This is a genomic window from Achromobacter sp. Bel (genome assembly GCF_012928505.1).
Taxonomy (GTDB): Bacteria; Pseudomonadota; Gammaproteobacteria; order Burkholderiales; family Burkholderiaceae_B; genus Achromobacter.
Window position 1 is genome coordinate 1 of sequence record NZ_JABBJN010000014.1, and the last position, 19,579, is coordinate 19,579.

The window sequence follows — 19,579 nt, forward strand, 5'->3', positions numbered from 1 at the left end:
TCCCGGCCGGTCCAGGCGGCGCAGCGTGTCGCGCCCGATCGCGGGCGGCACCTGGCCGAATCCGCGCACCATGTCTTCCACCCGCTGCCACGCGGCGCCGTGTGCCGCGCTACGCTCCCGCCACCGGTCGAAAGCGGTCCGGTCGGACGCGGACAGGGTTTCGGATTGGAAGCGCACCAGCCAACCGGCTGCCTCTTCGAGGATCGCGGGGTCGATCGCCGCGCTCATGCCGCGTGGGCCTGATAGGCGATCAGGCAGGCTGTCAGCGCTTTCTGCATGTGCCGCTTGACGGTCGCCAGCGACACCCGCTGCCTTGCGGCGATGTCGGCGTACGCCATGCCGTCGAACTGCGACATCAGGAAGACCTCGCGTGTTTTCGCGGGCAGCGTGCGCAACGTGGCATCGATGGCGTGCAGGGTTTCAAGGATCAGCGCCCGCACTTCCAGCGACGGCACCTCCGGCGCGGGCAACTGCGCAACCACGGCCAAGTAGGCGTCTTCCAATGCGCGCCGGCGCCAGTGGTCCACCACCAGCCCCTTTGCGATATGCGTCAGCAGCGCGCGCGGCTCGGCGCCCATGCCGTCCTTGCGTCGGCCGCTCATCACACGCACGAAGGTGTCGTGGGCCAGGTCCGCGGCATCGAACGAGTTGCCCAGCTTCTTGCGCAACCATATGGACAGCCAGCCGTGATGGTCACGATATAGCTTCGTGACGGTATCGGCGGGCAGCAAGTCGGACGGAGGCAAGGCGCACCTCTTGGTGGCGTGTAAATGGGAACGATTTCTATTTTATCTTATCCCGCCTTTCGTCCTTCCGTCCTGCCGGTCAGCCCTCTTGGTCAGCCCAATTACAGCTTGGGCGCGTAGCGCACCGTCAACATCACATTGCGCGGCTCGCCGTAGTAGTTGTTGCCCGACAGCGTGTTGTAGGACGGCACGTAGTACTTCTTGTCGAACACGTTGTTCAGGTTCAAGGCGAAGCTCAGCTCCGACGTGGCCTGATACCCCACGCGCGCATTCCAGACCGTGAACCCGGCCAGCTTGAACTCGCGGTCCGAACTGATCGTGTCGGTCTGCGTGTTGACGCCGGCGCCCACGCTGATGCGGTTCATCATGCCCGGCAGCTTGTAGTTGGCCCACAGGCGCAGCATGTGTTTGGGCGTCCAGGTGTTGAAGACCGCGCCCTGGTTGTCGGGGTCCGACAGATATTTGGTGGTGTTGTAGGTGTAGCCGGCGTACAGCTCCAGACCCTTGACCACTTCACCCGAGATCTCGGCCTCGACGCCCTGGCTGCGCACCTTGCCCGACGCGCGCGAGCAATACCAGCCGTCGCAGGCGAAGCCGGCGTCATAGTCGTTGACCGCGCGGTTCTTGTGGTCGTAGCGGAACACCGCCAGCGACGTATTGACGCGGCCGTCCATCAGCTCGCCCTTCACCCCCACTTCATAGTTGTTGCCCTCGATCGGCTTGAGCAGGCTGCCGTCCAGACTGCGCGCCGTTTGGGGTTCGAACACCGTGGTGTAGCTGGTGTAGGCGGACCAGTTGTCGGTCAGCGAATAGACTACGCCGACGTAGGGGATGAACTTGCCGGAAGTGGTCGAGGTGGTGGTGCTGCCTGCGCTGGAATAGCCGTAGTCGAACCAGCCCACGCGGCCGCCGCCGATCAGCGCCAGCGACTCGGTGGGTTTGACGCGCCACGTGCCGTAAATGCCTTTCTGGCGGATGTCGTAGCTGCTGCGCGCGTCATAGCCGCTTGCCGCGGCGATGCTGTCGATGTCCTGCCACGGGCGATGGTGATCGATGTCGAACACATTGCCGCCGGACTCCCAGGCGCGCGTGAAACGATCGGCCGTCGTCAGCTTGGAGTAGGCGGCGCCCACCACCACCTCCTGCTCCATGCCCAGCGCGGTGAAGTTGCCGCTGACCGACATGTCCAGCCCGCGTTGCTTGCTCTTGAAGTCCACGCCGAAATTGCCGTAGTCCAGCCCGCTTCCGTCCGGCAGGATCGGGCCCACCACACGTTGGTGCACCGTGGTGTTCTTCTCGTTCATGGCAACACCCGCCAGCCGGAATCGCCACGCGTCATTAAAGCGGTGGGTCACGTCGGCATTGAAGATGGTCTGGTCGTTCTTCGCCCGATTCCACGTGGACCCGGTAAACGTCGAGCGCGGCAGATCGATGTCGCCGCCGTCCTCGTAGCGGGGATAGCCCACGAACATCGGCCGCGAACGGCTGTAGCGGTTGCTGATGCCGATGCCCACCGTGGTGTTCTCCGTGACGTCGTAGTCCAGGGCGGCATACAAATTGCGCGTCTTGTCCCACACGTAGTCGATGGCGGAATGGCTCTGGTCTTCATCCACCACCACGCGGCCGCGCAAGGTGCCCGCCGCGTTCAAGGGGCCGCCCGCATCCAGCTGCAGGCCATAGTGGTCCCACGACCCGGCCTTACCGGTGATGACCACCGACGGCTCCGCCCCGCCGCGCTTGCGCACCAGGTTGATCGCGCCGCCCGGGCTGCCCGCCCCTTGCAGCAGCCCGGCCGCCCCGCGCAGGATTTCCACGCGGTCGTAGAACACCAGCGAATCCTGCTCCCAGTTGCCCAGGCTGTAGCTGTTGCGCAGCAGGGCCACGCCGTCGTATTGCAGCAGGTCCACGGGGAACCCGCGGGCATTGATCGCCACGCCCGCCCCCACGCCCTGCACGCCCACCATGCCGGCCGTGTTGTTGATGGCGTCGGGCAAGCTGGTCATGTCCTGGTCATCCATGCGCTGGCGGGTCAGCACGGTAATGGACTGCGGAATGTCTTTCAGGGCTTGGGTGGTCTTGCCGATGGTGACGGCGGAAGACGTGTACGACGCCGTGCCATCCGTGGTGGCGTTGTAGCTGCCCGTCACGGTCACCGGCGCAAGCGTGGTGGCCTGTCCCGGTGCGGCGGCCTGGCGCAAGCGGAAACCGCCCTCGGGCCGTGCCACCGCCTGCAAGCCGGTGCCCGCCAGCAAGCGCTCAAGCGCGGCATCCACCGGATACGTGCCCGCCACGCCATCGGTGCGAGCGCTGGCCGTCAACGCGGGATCGGATGCCACCATGACGCCGGCCTGCCCCCCAAACGCCCCCAGCGCCGCGCTCAGCGGGCCTGCCGGAATGCTGAACGCCACCGCCCGCTGGCCGGTCGTCGCCTGGGCATATACGGCCGAGGGCCACGGCGCGGCAAGCAGGACGGCGGGCAGCGCAAGGCGCAGCGCGGCGCTCAACCGGGTACGAGGCAAAGTGACGCGGGCAAGGACGGCGGCGCGGGCAGGACGAGAAGACATGAAGGGATTCCCTGGCTCTTGAAGGATGGCGCAGCCCGGGGGGGATCTTCCGGGCTGCTTTCCTTACATGAAGCGCGAGGTCGGGATTTACGCCGTTGCAGTTACAAATTAAATGAGGAGCGTTCCGGCGCCCCGCTCAGGCCAGTCCCACCGTGACCCAATAACGGGTGTAGTGGCGCACCCGAACGGGCAGCACTTCCTGCAGCATGGCCAGTACCTTGTCGCTATCGGCCAGCGGGAACGCGCCCACTACCCGCAGGGCGCCCGCCGCATCGGAACAGCTCAAGTGGCCGGGACGATAGCGTCCCAGTTCGTGCAGGAACTTCGACAGGGACAGTTCATCGGCGATCAGCATCCCGGTCAGCCAGGCGGACGTCGCAGGTTCCAGCGGACCGGCAACAAAGCCGCCCCCGACCGAATAGTCGGCCTGTTCGCCGGCCGCCACGCGGCGGGGCGCATCGGCGGGGTCCAGGCCCCGCACATCCACCGCGCCCTCCAGGACGGCCACCCGCAAGCTCCTGCCCTCATCCAGGTCGCGCACCAGAAAGCGCGTGCCCACCGGCGTCAGCACGCCGCTGCGCGTGCGCACCGTGAAGGGCCGGCCTTGCTGGTCCTGCGCGGTGGTCACCAGGATCTCGCCTTCCCGCAGCACCACTTCCCGCTGGCTGGCGGTATAGCGCAAGTCGACGGCGCTGCCGGTGTTCAGTTCCAGCAGCGTGCCGTCCGGCAGCGTCAGCGCCCGCCGTTCGCCGGTGCCAGTGCGCAGGTCGGCGGTCAGGCGGCGGATCGCGCCGCGTTCGCCCACCGCCCACGCCCCCAGGCCCAGCCCCGCGGCCGACACCATCCAGCGGATCGCGTTGCGCCGCGACTGGATCAGCGGCGCCTGGCGCAAGGTGCGCCCGGCCACGCCGTTGCCGGCCTCGGCCACGCCCAGGGCGACGTCTCGCGTCAGCGCGCTCATGCGCTGCCAGGCCAGTTCATGCGCAGGCTGCGCCTGACGCCAGCGTTCGAAGCCCGCGCGGTCGGCATCCGTCGCGTCCTCGCGCAGGCGCGCCCACCAGTCGGCGGCCTGGCGAATGACCTTGGGGTCGATCCGCCCGGCGTCCGGCGCATGCGGGCGCAGCAGTTTGGCGCTATCCATCAGGCCGCGGCTCACCCGTAGACAGCCGTATAGCAATGCACCAGCGCGCGGGCCAACGACTTCTGCACCGCGTTGGGCGTCAGGCCCAGTTGCTGGCCGATCTCGGCGTAGGACAGGCCGTCGATCTGCGCCATCAGGAAGATGCGTCGGCTGGCCATGGGCAGGCTGTCCAGCAATTCGCAAACCTGTTCCAGCGCTTCCAGGATCAAGGCGCGCGCCTCCACCGACGGCTCCATCGCCACCGGCTGCAACGCCAACGATTCCGCGTAGGCCGTCTCCAGCGCCGCCCGCCGCGCTCGGCCGATCAGCAGCCGCGTGGCGATCGTGCGCAGGTAAGCGCGCGGTTCGCTCAGCGGCTCGCGCACATTGGCCCGGATCAGTCGTTCAAAGGTGTCGTGCGCCACGTCGGCCGCATCGGACGCATTGCCCAGCTTGCGCTGCAGCATGCCCCGCAACCATTGGTGGTGGGCCAGATAGACGGTTTGCACCTCGGCGCGAGGGGCGAATGAAGAGGAAGGCATGACGTTGCGCCCCGGCGTCGCCGCCAGATGCCCATACAAAATGAAAATGATTCGCAATTATAATTATCTTCGAATCCTTTACAAGGCGGAAAACTCCTCCCCCGGTGACGCATGCCGGGGAACCCGGCCCGAACGCCGTTTGCGCGGGCCGGCGGCGCGGGATGCGCCGGGCACACGCAGGCATGACGCCTTAGAACTTCGCAGTCAGGTTCACGAACACGCTTCTGGGTTCGCCGTAATACACCTGGTTGGCGACACCGCCCAGGTAGTACTTCTTGTCGAACAGGTTGTTCAGGTTCAACTGCGCGGACAAGTTCGAATTGAAGTCGTAACGCGCCATCAGGTTGTAGATGGCGTAGGCCTTTTGCTTGGCGGTGACGGTGTCGTTGCCGGCGCTGACCTCGCTATAGGTCGAGATCTGCCAATTGACGCCGCCGCCCACGGTCAGCTTGCTGAAGTCGCCCGGCAAGCGGTACGTCGTGAACAGCTTGGCCATGGCGCGCGGACGTTCCGGGTTGACGGACACGCCTTGCGCATCGCGGCTGGTGTAGTAGGTGCCCCCGGCATAGGCGTTCCAGCCCGGCGCCAATTGGCCGCTGACTTCAAGTTCGACGCCCTTGGTGGTGACGCCGTCGGCGGTGGTGTAGGCCTGCTCGAAAGACCCCGGCACCCGCGCGTCGCCATCCAGCACGGCGACCTTGCTTTGCTTGACCTTGAACAGCGCGATGGACGTATTCAGCCTGCCGTCCAGGTACTCGCCCTTCACCCCCACTTCGTAGTTCTTGCCCTGCACGGGATCCAGGTAATTGCCGTTGCGGTCGCGGTTGTCTTGCGGCTGGAAGATATCGGTGTAGCTGACGTAGGCCGAATACGTGTCGTTGATGTCATAGACCACCCCCGCGTACGGGATGAACTGGGAATCTTTCTGGTCGCGCGTGTCCGACTTGGATTTCCACGTCGCATAGCGGCCGCCCGTGATGGCGGTCAGGCCGTCGGCCAACGACCAGCGGACGGCGCCGTACGCGCCTTCCTGGTGGGTGACGGTCGCGCGCAGGCTGGCGTCGGTCCAGGTGGGCTGGGCGAACGATCCGTCCCATTGGTAGAAGTTGCCGGTGCTGGCCAGCGAACCGCTGTCAAAACCGTAGCGGTAGAAGTCCTCGCCGTAGCGGCTGCGCATCGCGCCCACCACCACCTCGTGCTTGCGGCCCAGCAGCGTGAACGGCCCCTTCGCCTGCACGTCCAGCGACGTCTGCTGCGCGTAGGAATTCCAGTAGCCCGGCAACGCGCGCAGGCCCGTGCCGGATTCGCGGTCCAGCGCGCCGTACAGGTACAGCAGCTTGGCGTCGTATTTGCTCTTGCGCTGCGACCAGTCCGCGCGGACTTCCCAGTCGTTCGCGAAGTGGTGTTCCAGCGTGGCGAACATCGTCTGGTTGGTCGTGTGCCAATACGTCCAGTCCGCCGCCGTCGTCTTGGACCGGCGCCAATCGGTGGCCGTGCCGTCGCTGAACACCACGGGCAGGCTGCCCCAGGTGGAGCCGCGCGGCCGCTTGTCCTGATAGTCCGCCCCCACGCTCAGCCGCGTATTCGGCGTCAGGTCGGCGTCGATCACGCCGTAGAACACCTTCTTGTTGGCGTGGTAGAGGTCAATGTAGGAATCTCGGCCCTGATACAGCGCCACCATGCGCGCGCGCACGGTGCCTTCCTCGTTCAACGGGGTGGACAGGTCCACGGCGCCACGGTACTGGTTCCACGAACCGAAGCCCGCGCTGACCGATCCCGTGAACGTCTTGCTGTTGGCGTGCTTGCGGACCAGGTTGATCGACGCGCCGGGGTTGCCCGCGCCCGTCATCAGGCCCGTCGCTCCGCGCACCACTTCAATCCGGTCGTAGATGAACGAATCGTTGTCGGATTCGCCATACATGGACAAGCCGATGGTGGTCGGCACGCCGTCGTACTGCAGGCTGTCGATATAGAACCCGCGCGACCAGAAGTCGGTGCGGTCCGTGTCCTCGCTGACCACCTGCACGCCCACGACATTGCCCATCACCTCGTCCAGCGAACGCAGGTTCTGGTCTTCGATGCGCTGCCGCGTCACCACGCTGACGGACTGCGGCGTCTCGCGCAGCGACAAGGTCAGGCCCGTGGCGGCGGACGTGGCCGGCGTCGTGTACGACCCGGTGCCTTCGGTGATGGCCGGATCCGAACTGCCCGTCACCGTCACCGGCGCCAGGCTGGTCACCCCGCCGTCACGCGACAGGATGATGCTGTCGCCCTGCCAGCGGTAGGCCACGCCGGTGCCTTGCAACAGGCTGCGCAACGCTTCTTCCGGCGGCAGGCTGCCCCGCAGGCCGCGGGCATTCAGGCCCGCCACCACGTCAGGCGCATAGAACACGCGCACCTGGGTCTGGGCCGCCCAATGCATCAACGCGTCGCCCAGCGGCTGTGCGGCAATGTCGACCGACACGGCCGCGGCCTGGGCGCACACGGCATCCGGTGCGCCGGCAAGCGCCAGGCCCAGCGCCAGCATCAGGGAGGAAAGCATGAAGCGCGGTGCCGCGCCTGCGCGGCGCGTCGCCGCGATGGATTGACTGCTTGCGGGAATGGTCACGAATACCTGCTGTTTCGGTTCGACGGAGGGGATTTCGCGCCCGGCGACGGGCGTGCGGCGCATGCGCCTTCCTTCGTAGAACGCCTCAACCGCAGATAAACCTGAATCTCATTCCCATTTATTTTGTAACACCGCCAGGCGGCGCTCAGTTCGCGTTGATGTCGATGGGCCCGCCGGGCCGTGGCGTCAAGCGCACCGGGGCCACCGCCGGCAAGGCGTCCACCAGCGCCTCGGGGCGGTCCAGCGAGAACGACGCCGACACCCGCAGGCGACCCGCCTTGTCATCCGCCAACCGCAACGGCGTGGCCAGATAGCGGTTCATTTCGCGCACCACCTCGGAGAGCGGCGCGTTCTTGAACACCACCCGCCCATCGCGCCAGGCGGTGGCCGTCTGCACATCGGCGGGCGCTGGCACGCCGATCGCTCCGCTGCCTGGCACCCGGATGCCGTGGCCCGCGCGCAGCACGGCACGGCCCAGGTTCCACCAGTGCCCGCCCGATACCTGCACCGTGCCGGACTCCACCAGCACGGCCACCTGATCCGCATCGCGGCGCACGTCGAACACCGTGCCCGTCACGCGTATCACGCCGCTACCGGCGTCCACGATGAACGGGCGCGCGGGGTCGGCGCTGACGGTGAAATTGATTTCCCCGCTTTCCAGCTCGACGTCGCGGCGCCCGGCGTACAACTTCACCTGGGCGCGGGTGCCGCCGTTGATTTCAAGGACCGAACCATCCGGCAAGGTCATTTGGCGGCGCTCGCCGCGTTCCGTGTTGACCATCGAGGTGAACGACGGCGCTTCCACGGGCAGGCTCCACCACACGCCCAGGGCCACAGCAGCCACCCCCGCACAGGCCATCGCCACGCGCAGCACGAACCCGCGCTCGCGGCGCAGCCGCGGGCGCGCAGGCACTGCGCCGCCCAACAGGCCCTGCACCTGGTCCCGCGACAATCCGGCGGCCGCCGCCCCCAATTGCTGCATGCGGTCGAATTCGCGCGCGGCATCGGGATGGGCGCGCCGCCAACGGGTGAACTCGCGCCGGTCGCGCCGCGTCAGCTCGCCCGAGTGCCAGCGTGCGAACCACCACGCGGCGGTGGCCGGCTCGCGCTGATCATCGCGGTCGTTCGGAATGGGCAGGGTCATGGATTGTGTTCGCGCAGCCGGTCGCGCACATGTTCAATGGCGCGCATGACATAGCGCTCGATCATATTCTTGGACAGGCCCATATGCGCCGCCACCTCGGCCTGCGTCCAGCCCTCGATGCGGTTCAGCACGAAGGCCTCACGGCACTTGGGGGGCAATTCTGCCAGGACGTTGGCCAGATCGTCCGCCAGCCGCGCCGCGCGCACGGGCGCGTCGGGGTCATCCTGCACCAGCTGGTCGGCCTCGTCCAGGTCGTCCAACGGGATGTGTTCCGCGCGGCCCTGCCTGCGCCACCGGTCGATCAACCGATGCCCCGCCACCTGGAACAGGTAGCCGCGCGCCTTCAGGGCAACACTGGCATCCGCTTTCAGCAGGCGCTCGATGGCGTCATGCGCCGCGTCTTCCGCGTCGTGGCGGTTGCCCGTGCGCCGGCTCCATACCCCCACCAGCTCGTCGTAATAGGCGAGCCAACCGGTGCGGGGCGAGGAAGGGCGGGACATGGACCAATCGGGTGGCGGATGACGGCAAGGCTGCGAATTTTACAAATAATTCTCATTATCGCAACTACATCGTCGCGCGCCCGCCACATCCCGTGGGGTCCGCTAGTAATCCATGGGGATATGGCTTTGCGCCGCCCGGATCTCCTGTATGTGGCGTTCGGCCTCTTCTTTCTCGGCGCCGGGCGGCAAAGGCCGCCATCCCACCATGTTGCCGGGTGTCTTCACCGGCATCCAACCCAGCACGCTGTACGGCGTGATGGCAGTGCGTCCCGTATCGAACCGTGTTTCGTAATAGCCCTGTCGATCCGGCGCGGTATCGCCGGACGTCCAATCCAACTGAGACATCCATGTCTCCTTATTGAAGCTTATTGGCTGGTGCGCCTACGCCGCGAAACGGGCGAGCAACCGCTTGATCGTATAGCGCTCCGTCAAGCCTGTACTGCTACCTTGCGCCCGCTTTGCATTTCTTGACAGAGGGGAATCCCTAGGATTTCGTGGCATATCGATTGCTAAACCGGGAAAACAGCGGCTAGGATGTAGCAAAATATTCTTACAAACACGGAGCCTGGCGCTTGTGCGTCTGCGCGGGCCCCTTGGGCAGACCTCCATGCCGAAATCGATCTTGCCTCGCAATCCAAAAGATCGGCTGGCCTCCCTGGCAAGCGCCAGCGCATTGCGCGCCATACGCGAAGGCCTGCTCTGGACCTTGCCGTGCCTGCTGGTCACCGCCCTGCTTCTTGTCCTGTCGGTCATGGCCCGCCAATTGGGCATGCCCGCTGCGGTGGTCGAGCTCCTGACCGGCGCGCACGACAAGCTGGAGGGCATCATGCCGATCCTGGTTGGCACGTCCATCGGCTACATGCTGTCGTTCCGGCATCGCCTGCCCCATCTGCCCACCGCGTTCCTGTGCCTGTCGTACGTGGTGATGGCCAGCGGCCTGATGGCGCCCTATCCCCAGGCCGCGGCCACACTGGTGCTCTTTGTCGCCATCGTTTCGCCATTGCTGGCCGTGCCGTTGATGGCGTGGCTGCACCAGCGCCCCTGGACACGGCTGGCGCCCGACGGGCTGATCAGCGAAAACGTGCGCGATACGCTGAACATGGTGGTGCCCGGCCTGCTGACCGCAGGCGTGGTCCTGGTGACGTTGTCCGCCGCGCTGCGCATTCCAGGCTTGGCGCAGTTCAACGTCCCGTTGACCTTCGCCTCGCTGGACAATCCATTCACCTCTGGCGCGCTGATCGCCGGCCTGGATTCCCTGCTGTGGTTCTTCGGCATCCATGGCTACCACGCGATGGCGCCCGTCATGGACGTGATGAACCAGGCCGCCATGCTCAACGCGGTGACCCGGGCCGCTGGCTATGAAGGCATGTATGCATTGAACAGCACGCTGCTGGGCGCCTTCGTGTTCATCGGCGGATCGGGCGCGACGATGTCGCTGGTGATCGCCATCCTGGTGTTCTCCCGCAACGAATCGCTGCGGGTGCTGGCTCTGGCCAGCCTGCCGGTGTCGCTATTGAACGTGAACGAGATCCTCCTGTTCGGACTGCCCCTGATCCTGAATCCGCGCCTGCTCATTCCATTCGTGCTGACGCCCGTGAGCAATGCGATCATCGCGCTGGCTGTCGTCCAGTTGGGCTGGTTGCCGATCGCCTCCACCGAACTGCCCCTGACATCGCCCGTGCTGTTCAACGCCTATATCGCCGCAGGCGGCAGCCTGGCCGGCGTGGCGCTGCAGATCATCCTGGTAGGGATCGGCATGTGCCTGTACGCCCCCTTTGTCCTCGCGCAGGAGCGCCAGCGCCAGGAAAGCGCGACGGTCTACTTCAAATCCCTGGATACGACCTTCCCCCGGCTACAGGAGGAATCACTGCTGTATGCGCACGATCCCATTGTGAAGATCTACGCCGACCGCGCGCACCGGGCCACCGAGAACGCCCGCATCCGCGAGATCAGCCAATACGATTTCTATCTGCAGTTCCAGCCGCAGGTGTCCATGCGCAGCGGGTTGTGCACCGGCTGCGAAGCCTTGCTGCGGGCCACCGGCCCGCAAGGCACGCAACAGGCGCCGATTGAATTCCTGCGATGGCTGGCGCAAGCCGACCTGATGCGCGAAGTGGACTTGTGGGTGGCAAGGCAGGCGGTGCTGCAATGCCTGCAATGGCGCAAGCGCGATTTCGTGCTGCCGATGACCATCAACGTCACACCGGGCACGCTGACGTCCGAGGAATACCGGGAGAAACTGATCAAGGTGCTCGCGCAAGCCGGCGGGCAGATCTCGGTAGAGTTGACGGAAGACGCGCTGGTCGAAGACGCGCAGGCGCTGCATGCCGCATTCGACCGCCTGCACGCGATCGGCGCCCGGGTGTACATCGACGATTTCGGCACCGGCTATTCCGCCCTGAGCTACTTGCACCAGTTCCAGATCGACGCGGTCAAGATCGACCGCAGCTTCGTCATCGCGCAAGGCTCCGACCGAGGCGCGCTGGTCATGAGCGGCCTGCTGCGCTTTTGCGAAGCCTTGAACCTGCAGATCATCGTGGAAGGCGTGGAGACGGACCAGCAGCTGATGGCGCTGGATTCCCCTGCCGAGATCATCGTGCAGGGGTGGTACTACAGCAAGGCTTTGTCGGGCGACAACCTTGTGGATTTCGCGCGCAGGCGGCAGGCGACCCCGCCCATGCCCGCGCACCCATGCACGTCGGCGCCTACTTGATGCCGATGAACGGCAAGGCGGCGCCCGGCACTTGCGTGGACGGCAGCACGCCATCCCATTTTTCAACAGCGTTCAGGCTCACCAGGTTGGTGTTGGCGGCCAGCGCCTCGGCCTTGGCGCGGATGGATGCCGCTTCGGCGTCACCACGCATGCGGATGCCGTCGGCTTCGGCGGTGAACTGCTGACGGCGCGCGTCGGCTTCAGCCTTGGCCTTGACCACCTGGATTTCGGCGTTGATCATCGCCGTTTCCTTCTGCTGGCGCGTCGTCTCGATCTGCACCTGGGCCAGCATGCGCTGTTCGATGGAATGCTCATAGGCTTGCGAGAAGCCCACTTCCTCGATCTGCACGCCCACCACCTGCACAGGAGCGCCTTCCATCGTCTTCAGCACGGCGTTGTTCACGTCCAGGCCCAGCTTCTGGCGTTCCTGGATGGCGCGCACCGCGGTGTACTGGCCGAACACGTTTTTCACGGCGTCGGGTGTCTTGCGCTCCAGCACGCGCATCTGCAAATTGCTGATGGTGCCGTATTCGGAATACAGCTCGGCCACATGCTCGGGCGGTACGCGATAGGTGACGGACACACGCAGGTGGGCCGGCTGCTGGTCGTAGCTGTAGGCCTCCAGCTTCTCGAACACGAAGGTGTGGTCGCGCACCGACACCGTCATCACGTTGTCGATAAACGGCGTCTTGAAGTCCAGGCCCGGTTCGGACACCCGCACCAGCTTGCCGTTGCGCAGCACGACGCCGCGTTCACCCTGGTCCACCTGGAACCACGAGCCGAACGCCAGGAACAGGATCAGCAGGAACAGGATCCCCGTGCCGATAGCGACCTTGATGCTGCGCGGCTTGACCGCGCCGATCGTCTTGACCATCTGAATATCTGTCGGCTTCACTTGGAGTCCCTATCTGTTTTTGAACGTTTACGGTCCGAGAGCACGGCCGCGATGCCGCGCGCCAGCAAGTAGGCGACCACTGCTGCGCCAACCAAGATCAGGAAATACCTCATCGAGCGTCCCCCCCGGGAAAGAAGCATCGGATTCTATCCCGAGGCGGGGACGGATGGACCCTCCCGAGCGGCATGAGTGTTGCCAGACTTTGCAGAACGTTGCCGGGCATGCCGCCTCTGCTACCTAAGACAGATTCAAGGCTGAAGGTTCGCCCCGTATACCTGCAACCCCAAGCGGGACAACCGGTCGGGATATTCCCAGAACGCGTGGTCCAGCGCCTCCAGTTCTTCTTGTTCGGCGTCGGTCATCGCGCCGTAGATGTCGTTCAGCTCCACGACCTCGGGCGAGGCCTCGAAGCGGTCGATCAGCCCGCGCATGCGCGACAGCACTGCCAGCATGTGCGTGGCGCCCACCTTGCGCAAGGCCTGCAGGGCCAACTGGCACGTCGGGTCGCCCCAGTTGCACAGGAACTGCATGAAGCCCCCGTTGTTGATGTCGGCTTCCATCCGCCATAGCGCCACCAGTTCCTGATCGACCCGCGACAGGCGGTCCAGCTTCCATTCGGCTGCGGCTAATTTCGCCATGGCCTGCTCGTAGCGTTGGTCCCACAACAGGTCGTGCACGTTCAGCATGCCCTCGGCCGAGGGTTCCAGCAGCGCGGGCCAGACCACGCCAAAGCCGTCGTCTACCAACTGCCACTGTGTGCGCTGCGCGGGCGTTGCGTTCTCCAGCCGGATATAACGCTTGATCGGCTCGGGCAGCTCGTGACCATTAGCCAACGTCAGCAACAGATGCGTATCGGTCAAGGCGATGGATTGGATGCGGTAGGGATTCAATGACATGTCAAAGGCGGAAAATTCAGGACCGGGCAACCTTACCGGGCAGGCGCCCCCATGTCGAGCCGCCATCGCGTAGGCAGCGCTCGCATCAGGCCGCACACTGTTACGTCCGCGCGCCGGGGCCATCTGCTACCGTAGTTCTGCCTGCACCGCGCCATTGGCCCGGCGCCACGACAGAGACCGACTATGCCACGTCCTTCCGAGTCCTCCCCCTTGATCGGCGTGGTCCCGCCCTATGTGCTGGACCGCCTGGCGCAGCATACTGACACCCGCGTCAGCATGCCGGCCGTCAAGACGCTGATCATCGACCAGCAACAACGCAGCTTGCGCGAGATGGCGGAACAGCCGCCACGCGCCACGCTGGCCCCTACCCGCCACGCCGCGCCCGGCGGCACGCCGCAACGTGCCGTGCACGACGCCGACAACACCACCACCCTGCCCGGCACGCTGGCGCGCGCCGAAGGCCGGCCAGCCAGCGGCGATGCCGCCGTGGACGAAGCCTACGCACATCTGGGCGCCACCTACAAACTGTTCTGGGACATCTACAAGCGCCACTCCATCGACGGCCACGGCCTGCCGCTGGTCGGCACCGTGCACTACGGCGAAGACTATGAGAACGCCTTCTGGAACGGCGCGCAGATGGTGTTCGGCGACGGCGACGGCGAAGTCTTCAACCGCTTCACGATCGCGGTGGACATCATCGGCCACGAACTGACGCACGGGGTCATCGACACCGAGGCGAACCTGCTCTACCAGGGCCAGCCCGGTGCGCTGAACGAATCGCTGTGCGACGTCTTCGGCGCGCTGGTCAAGCAGTACGCGCTGGGCCAGACCGCCAGGCAGGCGGACTGGCTGGTGGGCGCCGGACTGTTCACCGAGAAGGTGAACGCCCGCGCGCTGCGCTCCATGGCGGAGCCCGGCAGCGCCTATGACGACCCGCTGCTGGGCAAGGATCCCCAGCCTGCGCACATGCGCGACTACGCCGACACGCCGCGCGACAACGGCGGCGTACACATCAATTCCGGCATCCCCAACCGCGCCTTCTTCCTGGCCGCCACCACCCTGGACGGTCCCGCATGGAAAGGCGCGGGACAAGTCTGGTACGACACCTTGTGCGACAAGCGGCTGCGCCACGATGCGGACTTCAAGACCTTCGCCGCCCTGACGGTGACGGTCGCCGCCGAACGCCAGGGCGCGGCCGTGCAACAAGCCGTCGCGCAGGCGTGGGCGGCCGTGGGAGTCCTGTCATGATCGAATTGCCTCCGCTGGACCTTGTGCTGCTGGTGCGGTTAAGCCGCGAAGGCGGCCTGGCGTACCTGCCCGGCCTGTCGCAGCCCCGCAGCATCAACCTGTCGACTTGCCCGCCCAGCGTGCGCCAGGACGTGGGCGACGCCCTGCAACGCGCCGCGCCGAAAGCCGTGCCCGAATGCGGGCAGGCGGGTGGCGACCAGCGCTACTTCCACATCGAAATGGTGATGGACCGGGACGACCAGACCGCCGTCAGTTTCGACGTGCCGGAAGCGGATGCGCCCGACACGCTGGTGCGCCTGTGGAAAGCCCACGCCGACCCGGCGTGACCGTCCGGCCAGCGCTCATTGCGCAACCGTCGCGACGTGCGCCGCATGCTCGCGGAATCCGCCGATCTGCATCGCGCGGCCGGCATACAGGCCGATGACCGCCATCGCCACGCAGAGCGCGGCGCAGGCGCCCAGCGCCACGCTCCAGCTATCGAGCCTGTCGTGCAGCGCACCCACCACGGCCGGCCCCGTCGCCGCGAACAGATAGCCTACGCACTGCGCCATGCCGGACAACGCCGCGGCCTGCTGCGCATGGCTGGCCCGCAAGCCCACGAACGCCAGGCCCAGGATGATGCCGCCGCCCGTGCCCAGACCCAGCAGCACGATCCACAGCGTGGCCCAGGACGGGGCCGCGATCAGGCCGGCCAGCGCGACGAACGACGCCGCCGCCGAGCAGAACGCCGCGCCGCGCTGGTCCTTCAAGCGGCGCACCACCGGCGCCAGGAACAAGGCGGGCCCGGCCGACATCAGTTGCAACAGCCCGTGCAGCGAACCGGCGCGCTCCGCCGAATAGCCGGCATCTTGCAGGATGGCGGGCAGCCAGCTCACGGCGACGTAGAACACGAAGGAATTGATGCCCAGGTAGAGCGTGACCTGCCACGCCAGGGGCGAACGCCACAGGCGGCCGCCATGCGGCGCATGCGTCGTCGTCGCGGCCGGCGCGATGTGATGGGACAACTGCGGCAGCCACAGCAGCAGACCGAGGGCGGGCACCACCAACAGGCATAGCGTCGAAAAGCGCCAACCGCCCGCCGATAGTCCGGCCAGCGGAATGGCGATGGCGGAGGCCACGCCAGCGGCGATACTCATGGTCAGCACGTAGGCCGACGTCAGACCCGCCACGCGCTGCGGAAAGTCGCGCTTGACCAGGCTCGGCAGCAGCACGTTGCCGATCGCGATGCCCGAGCCGATGATGGCCGTGCCTGCATACAACCCCCACGCCGCGCCCTGCGTGCGTGCGACGATGCCGAACGCGATCAGCAGCAACGCGCCGAACAGCGTGCGCTCCAGCCCAAAGCGGCGCGCCAGCCCTGCCGAGAACAGCGAGACCATCGCGAACGCCAGCAGCGGCAACGTGATCAGCATGCCGGCCGCGGTCGACGACAAGCCCAGTTGTTCGCGGATCATGCCGATCAATGGCGCCACGCCGGTCACCGGCGCACGCAAAGCCATGGCGATGCAAAGCATGCCTGCGATCAACAGCGCCGGACGGCTGCCGGGACGGACAAGGGAAGGAATATGAATCATGACGGCAATCTGTGAAATCCAAAGCCAATGCGGAAATACCGCATTTCAGAGGACCTAGCTTACGCGCGAGGTGCTTTACCGAATTTCGAGACAATGACAAACTATCCTTAAATTCTGCCAATCTGCCCCTCACGGCGTCGCCGCCATGCCTCACGCCCATTCCCCCCCGCCGGCCTTCGATCCCAACACCGCCGCACAGTGGACTTTCGCCATGCGTGTCCATGCGGCGGAGCAGGATAGCGAATCGCCCACCCATGATCACCCCATGGGCCAATTGGTGCTGGCACTGCGCGGGGGGGTGACCTGCTCGGTCCCCCAGGGGCTGTGGATGGTGCCGCCGCAATGCGGCGTGTGGATTCCGGGCGGCGTGCCGCACAGCAATCGCGTCACCGCAAACGGACGCGTCTGCTTTCTGTTCGTTCCGGCCGGCACGCCCGGCCTGCCTTCCACCTGCTGCACCCTGGCGATCTCACCCCTGGTGCGGGAACTGATCGTGCACCTGGCCCACCTGCCGCCCTCGGACACGACAACCGCCGCCAACCGCAAGTTGGCGGCGGTGCTGGTGGAGCAGCTATCGCGCATGCCAACCGAGCATCTGCACCTGCCGCTCTCCGATCACCCCCGCCTGCGCCAGATAGCCAGCGCGCTGGATGCCGATCCCGCCGATCGCAGCACGGTGGCGCAATGGGGCAAGCGGGTCGCCATGAGCGAACGCACGCTGGCCCGCCTGGTGCAGCAGGAAGTCGGCATGAGCTTCGGCCGCTGGCGCCGGCAACTGCATGTCATCCTGGCCTTGCAGCGCTTGTCCTCGGGCGTGTCCGTGCAACGCACCGCTGAAGACCTGGGGTATGAATCGGTCAGCGCGTTCATCACGATGTTCAAGAAAACGCTGGGCAAAACGCCCGCCCGTTACTTCGCGGAAAAATCGGACGCGACGGGCGGGTAGTCCAATTCGCCAGACTTCATCACGCCGCGGGCTCGGGCCTCGTGCAGCTCGGCCTGCACCTGTTCGCGGGTCTTGCCGGTGGAGGCGGGAACGTCGGGCGGGTAGTCCAGTTCGCCGAAGGTCACCATGCCCGCAGCGCGGGCAACCGCCAATTCGTCGCGGACCTGGCTTGCGGTCTTCGTGCGGGTGGCCGGCACGTCGACGGGATACTGCTGTTCGCCGTATGTGACCAGGCCCGCGGCCTTGGCTTCCATCAATTCTGCGCGCACCTGTTCGCGGGTCTTGCCTTCGGCGTGAGCGGCGCCGCCCACGAGGGTCAGGCACAGGGCTAGCGTGGATAGTCGGAACGTATTCATGGAAATCCTTTGCGGTTAACGAGTGCCGCCATGGTCGTCCGAACGCCCGCCACAATAAATCCCCCGCAGCGCAATCCAGCGTTGTCCTGCACGCAAACCCTTGCCCCTGCGGGAGGCCCCAGCCTTGCACGCCGCGCAAGCCTGCATTGCGCCCCGCCCGGTGTTTCGCAAGGACGCATCTCCCTAGACTGAATGGCTCCTGTCATCCAAGGCGCTATTCCCATGCAGTCTCCTTCATCGGCCTTCGGCCCGCGCATCCTGACCGGCCTGTCCGGCGTGCTGCTGGCCGTCATCCTGGCCGGCCTCAACGAGAACGTCACCAAGATGGCGCTTCCCGACATCCGCGGGGCGCTGGGCATCAGCTACGACCAGGGCACCTGGTTCGTCGCGGTGTATGCCGCCGCCTCGGTCTGCGCCATGGCATTTGCGCCGTGGTGTTCGGTCACGTTTTCGCTGCGGCGGTTCACCGTGGCGGCGCTCGCCGCCTTCGCGGTGTTCGGCGCGCTCTGCCCCTTCGCGCCCAACCTGCCCGTGCTGCTGTTGTTGCGCACGTTGCAGGGCCTGGCCGGCGGCGCCTTGCCGCCGATGCTGATGACCGTGGCGCTGCGCTTTCTTCCGGCCAACATCAAACTTTACGGTCTGGGCGGCTATGCCCTGACCGCCACGTTCGCGCCCAGCCTCGGCATTCCGCTGGCGGCCTTCTGCACCGAGGTGCTGGGCTGGCGCTGGGCGTTCTGGCTGGCCGCCGGCCCCGCCTTGCTGGCCATGGCCGCAATCTGGAAAGGCCTGCCGCAAGACCCGCTCAAGCTGGAACGGTTCCGCCTGTTCGACTGGCGCGGCGTATTGCTGGGCGCACCGGCGCTCGCCATGCTGGTCATCGGTCTGCTCCAGGGCGACCGCCTGGACTGGCTGAATTCGCCTTTGATCGCCTGCCTGCTGGGCGCCGGCGGACTGCTGATGGTGCTCTTCATGATCAACGAATGGTCCCACCCGCTGCCGTTCTTCAAGATCCAGCTCTTGCGCAACCGCAACCTGAGCCATGCCCTCGTGACCCTGGGTGGCGTTCTGATCGTGCTATTGGGCGTGATTCTGATACCCGCCAGTTTCCTGGCGCAACTGCGGGGTTATCGACCACTGGAAACCGCGCCCGTCCTGTTGACGATGGGCCTGCCTCAACTGATCGCACTGCCGCTGGTGGCCGCGCTATGCAATCTGCGCGCCGTGGACTGCCGCTGGGTACTGGCAGCCGGGCTTGCGCTGCTGGCCGCATCCTGCGCACTCGGCTCGCAACTGACGCCCGTGTGGTCGCGCGAGCAGTTCTATCTGCTGGAGGCCGTGCAGATCTTCGCGCAGCCCATGGCCGTCATCCCCTTGCTGATGCTGGCGACCGGCGGCCTCGCGCCCTCGGACGGCCCGTACGCGTCCGCCTGGTTCAACACCATCAAGGGGTTTGCCGCCGTCGCCGCGACCGGCCTGCTGGATGCATTGACGACCTGGCGCCGCAACACGCACTCCAGCCAACTGGCCGACCAGTTGGGGAACTTTCCCTTGAGCATCGGCGGCGAAAGCGCGACGGCGCTGTCCCGGCGCGTGCAGGAGCAGGCCGCCGTCATGACCTCCGCCGATCTCTATCTGTGCATGGCCGCCGTGGCTGTGCTGCTGATCCTCCTGATCCCCTTTGTCGCGACCCGGATCTATCCGCCTCGCGCCGCAACCTGACATCGAGT

18 protein-coding genes are annotated in these 19,579 nt (G+C 66.1%); 5 read left to right on the top strand and 13 right to left on the bottom strand.

Going from position 1 to position 19,579, the window contains the following annotated elements:
- The 9 genes from HG262_RS11125 to HG262_RS11165 form a co-directional block, all read right to left on the bottom strand.
- Positions 1-228: FecR/PupR family sigma factor regulator (locus tag HG262_RS11125; RefSeq protein WP_169271074.1), on the bottom strand; the 228-nt coding region annotated here is incomplete at its 3' end.
- Positions 225-746, bottom strand: a complete 522-nt coding sequence (locus HG262_RS11130) for a sigma-70 family RNA polymerase sigma factor (RefSeq protein ID WP_169271075.1) — start codon at positions 744-746, stop codon at positions 225-227. The genes HG262_RS11125 and HG262_RS11130, both read right to left, overlap by 4 nt.
- A 101-nt stretch (positions 747-847) precedes the next feature.
- Complete coding sequence (locus HG262_RS11135; RefSeq protein WP_169271076.1) at positions 848-3,310, bottom strand: TonB-dependent siderophore receptor; 2,463 nt, start codon at positions 3,308-3,310, stop codon at positions 848-850.
- 136 nt (positions 3,311-3,446) lie between these two features.
- Positions 3,447-4,451 carry a FecR domain-containing protein gene (locus HG262_RS11140; protein ID WP_169271077.1) on the bottom strand — a complete coding sequence of 335 codons (1,005 nt, stop codon included), beginning with the start codon at positions 4,449-4,451 and terminating at the stop codon, positions 3,447-3,449.
- 11 nt (positions 4,452-4,462) lie between these two features.
- A complete protein-coding gene (locus tag HG262_RS11145; protein ID WP_169271078.1) occupies positions 4,463-4,972 on the bottom strand; it encodes a sigma-70 family RNA polymerase sigma factor in 510 nt (169 codons plus the stop codon).
- Between the two features lie 190 nt (positions 4,973-5,162).
- Positions 5,163-7,643 carry a ferric-rhodotorulic acid/ferric-coprogen receptor FhuE gene (gene fhuE, locus HG262_RS11150; protein WP_248293328.1) on the bottom strand — a complete coding sequence of 827 codons (2,481 nt, stop codon included), beginning with the start codon at positions 7,641-7,643 and terminating at the stop codon, positions 5,163-5,165.
- 82 nt (positions 7,644-7,725) lie between these two features.
- Positions 7,726-8,724: a FecR family protein gene (locus tag HG262_RS11155; RefSeq protein ID WP_169271079.1), complete on the bottom strand. Its 999-nt coding sequence runs from the start codon at positions 8,722-8,724 to the stop codon at positions 7,726-7,728.
- Positions 8,721-9,224 carry a sigma-70 family RNA polymerase sigma factor gene (locus HG262_RS11160; RefSeq protein WP_169271080.1) on the bottom strand — a complete coding sequence of 168 codons (504 nt, stop codon included), beginning with the start codon at positions 9,222-9,224 and terminating at the stop codon, positions 8,721-8,723. Before HG262_RS11160 ends, HG262_RS11155 begins: the two co-directional genes overlap by 4 nt.
- Positions 9,225-9,326: 102 nt before the next feature.
- Positions 9,327-9,569 carry a hypothetical protein gene (locus HG262_RS11165; RefSeq protein ID WP_169271081.1) on the bottom strand — a complete coding sequence of 81 codons (243 nt, stop codon included), beginning with the start codon at positions 9,567-9,569 and terminating at the stop codon, positions 9,327-9,329.
- A 262-nt stretch (positions 9,570-9,831) separates the two neighbouring features.
- Here HG262_RS11165 and HG262_RS11170 point away from each other — a divergent pair, with 262 nt between their 5' ends.
- Positions 9,832-11,937, top strand: a complete 2,106-nt coding sequence (locus tag HG262_RS11170; RefSeq protein ID WP_169271082.1) for an EAL domain-containing protein — start codon at positions 9,832-9,834, stop codon at positions 11,935-11,937.
- Here the strand turns inward: HG262_RS11170 and HG262_RS11175 are convergent.
- Both HG262_RS11175 and HG262_RS11180 read right to left on the bottom strand, forming a co-directional pair.
- Positions 11,930-12,811 carry a prohibitin family protein gene (locus HG262_RS11175; protein WP_211187188.1) on the bottom strand — a complete coding sequence of 294 codons (882 nt, stop codon included), beginning with the start codon at positions 12,809-12,811 and terminating at the stop codon, positions 11,930-11,932. The genes HG262_RS11170 and HG262_RS11175 overlap by 8 nt on opposite strands.
- Before the next feature lie 269 nt (positions 12,812-13,080).
- Complete coding sequence (locus HG262_RS11180) at positions 13,081-13,728, bottom strand: DUF4375 domain-containing protein (RefSeq protein WP_169271084.1); 648 nt, start codon at positions 13,726-13,728, stop codon at positions 13,081-13,083.
- 183 nt (positions 13,729-13,911) lie between these two features.
- On the opposite strand from HG262_RS11180, the gene HG262_RS11185 reads away from it, so the two are divergent.
- Together HG262_RS11185 and HG262_RS11190 are read left to right on the top strand one after the other, a co-directional pair.
- A complete protein-coding gene (locus tag HG262_RS11185) occupies positions 13,912-14,976 on the top strand; it encodes a M4 family metallopeptidase (RefSeq protein ID WP_169271085.1) in 1,065 nt (354 codons plus the stop codon).
- Positions 14,973-15,302 carry a protealysin inhibitor emfourin gene (locus HG262_RS11190; RefSeq protein ID WP_169271086.1) on the top strand — a complete coding sequence of 110 codons (330 nt, stop codon included), beginning with the start codon at positions 14,973-14,975 and terminating at the stop codon, positions 15,300-15,302. Before HG262_RS11185 ends, HG262_RS11190 begins: the two co-directional genes overlap by 4 nt.
- A 15-nt stretch (positions 15,303-15,317) precedes the next feature.
- On the opposite strand, the gene HG262_RS11195 is transcribed toward HG262_RS11190, so the two are convergent.
- Positions 15,318-16,550, bottom strand: coding sequence for an MFS transporter (locus HG262_RS11195; protein WP_169271087.1), 1,233 nt, complete (start codon positions 16,548-16,550; stop codon positions 15,318-15,320).
- Positions 16,551-16,695: 145 nt separating this feature from the next.
- Here HG262_RS11195 and HG262_RS11200 point away from each other — a divergent pair, with 145 nt between their 5' ends.
- The gene (locus HG262_RS11200; protein ID WP_169271088.1) at positions 16,696-17,496 is read left to right on the top strand and encodes a helix-turn-helix transcriptional regulator; all 801 of its coding nucleotides are present in this window, start codon (positions 16,696-16,698) and stop codon (positions 17,494-17,496) included.
- Here the strand turns inward: HG262_RS11200 and HG262_RS11205 are convergent.
- The gene (locus HG262_RS11205; RefSeq protein WP_169271089.1) at positions 17,460-17,852 is read right to left on the bottom strand and encodes a DUF4148 domain-containing protein; all 393 of its coding nucleotides are present in this window, start codon (positions 17,850-17,852) and stop codon (positions 17,460-17,462) included. The two genes, HG262_RS11200 and HG262_RS11205, sit on opposite strands and share 37 nt — an antisense overlap.
- 222 nt (positions 17,853-18,074) lie before the next feature.
- Between HG262_RS11205 and HG262_RS11210 the strand changes: the two genes are divergently transcribed.
- Positions 18,075-19,571, top strand: coding sequence for an MFS transporter (locus HG262_RS11210; RefSeq protein WP_169271090.1), 1,497 nt, complete (start codon positions 18,075-18,077; stop codon positions 19,569-19,571).
- Positions 19,572-19,579: the final 8 nt, after the last annotated feature.

Excerpts from the sequence above, each read along its gene's own strand:
- HG262_RS11190 (WP_169271086.1), top strand. The coding sequence starts at position 14,973 with ATGATCGAATTGCCTCCGCTGGACCTTGTGCTGCTGGTGCGGTTAAGC.
- HG262_RS11135 (WP_169271076.1), bottom strand. The coding sequence starts at position 3,310 with ATGTCTTCTCGTCCTGCCCGCGCCGCCGTCCTTGCCCGCGTCACTTTG.
- HG262_RS11180 (WP_169271084.1), bottom strand. The coding sequence starts at position 13,728 with ATGTCATTGAATCCCTACCGCATCCAATCCATCGCCTTGACCGATACG.
- fhuE (WP_248293328.1), bottom strand. The coding sequence starts at position 7,643 with ATGCGCCGCACGCCCGTCGCCGGGCGCGAAATCCCCTCCGTCGAACCG.
- HG262_RS11195 (WP_169271087.1), bottom strand. The coding sequence starts at position 16,550 with ATGATTCATATTCCTTCCCTTGTCCGTCCCGGCAGCCGTCCGGCGCTG.
- HG262_RS11210 (WP_169271090.1), top strand. The coding sequence starts at position 18,075 with ATGCAGTCTCCTTCATCGGCCTTCGGCCCGCGCATCCTGACCGGCCTG.
- HG262_RS11170 (WP_169271082.1), top strand. The coding sequence starts at position 9,832 with ATGCCGAAATCGATCTTGCCTCGCAATCCAAAAGATCGGCTGGCCTCC.
- HG262_RS11185 (WP_169271085.1), top strand. The coding sequence starts at position 13,912 with ATGCCACGTCCTTCCGAGTCCTCCCCCTTGATCGGCGTGGTCCCGCCC.
- HG262_RS11140 (WP_169271077.1), bottom strand. The coding sequence starts at position 4,451 with ATGGATAGCGCCAAACTGCTGCGCCCGCATGCGCCGGACGCCGGGCGG.
- HG262_RS11205 (WP_169271089.1), bottom strand. The coding sequence starts at position 17,852 with ATGAATACGTTCCGACTATCCACGCTAGCCCTGTGCCTGACCCTCGTG.
- HG262_RS11200 (WP_169271088.1), top strand. The coding sequence starts at position 16,696 with ATGCCTCACGCCCATTCCCCCCCGCCGGCCTTCGATCCCAACACCGCC.
- HG262_RS11160 (WP_169271080.1), bottom strand. The coding sequence starts at position 9,224 with ATGTCCCGCCCTTCCTCGCCCCGCACCGGTTGGCTCGCCTATTACGAC.
- HG262_RS11145 (WP_169271078.1), bottom strand. The coding sequence starts at position 4,972 with ATGCCTTCCTCTTCATTCGCCCCTCGCGCCGAGGTGCAAACCGTCTAT.
- HG262_RS11165 (WP_169271081.1), bottom strand. The coding sequence starts at position 9,569 with ATGTCTCAGTTGGATTGGACGTCCGGCGATACCGCGCCGGATCGACAG.
- HG262_RS11155 (WP_169271079.1), bottom strand. The coding sequence starts at position 8,724 with ATGACCCTGCCCATTCCGAACGACCGCGATGATCAGCGCGAGCCGGCC.
- HG262_RS11175 (WP_211187188.1), bottom strand. The coding sequence starts at position 12,811 with ATGGTCAAGACGATCGGCGCGGTCAAGCCGCGCAGCATCAAGGTCGCT.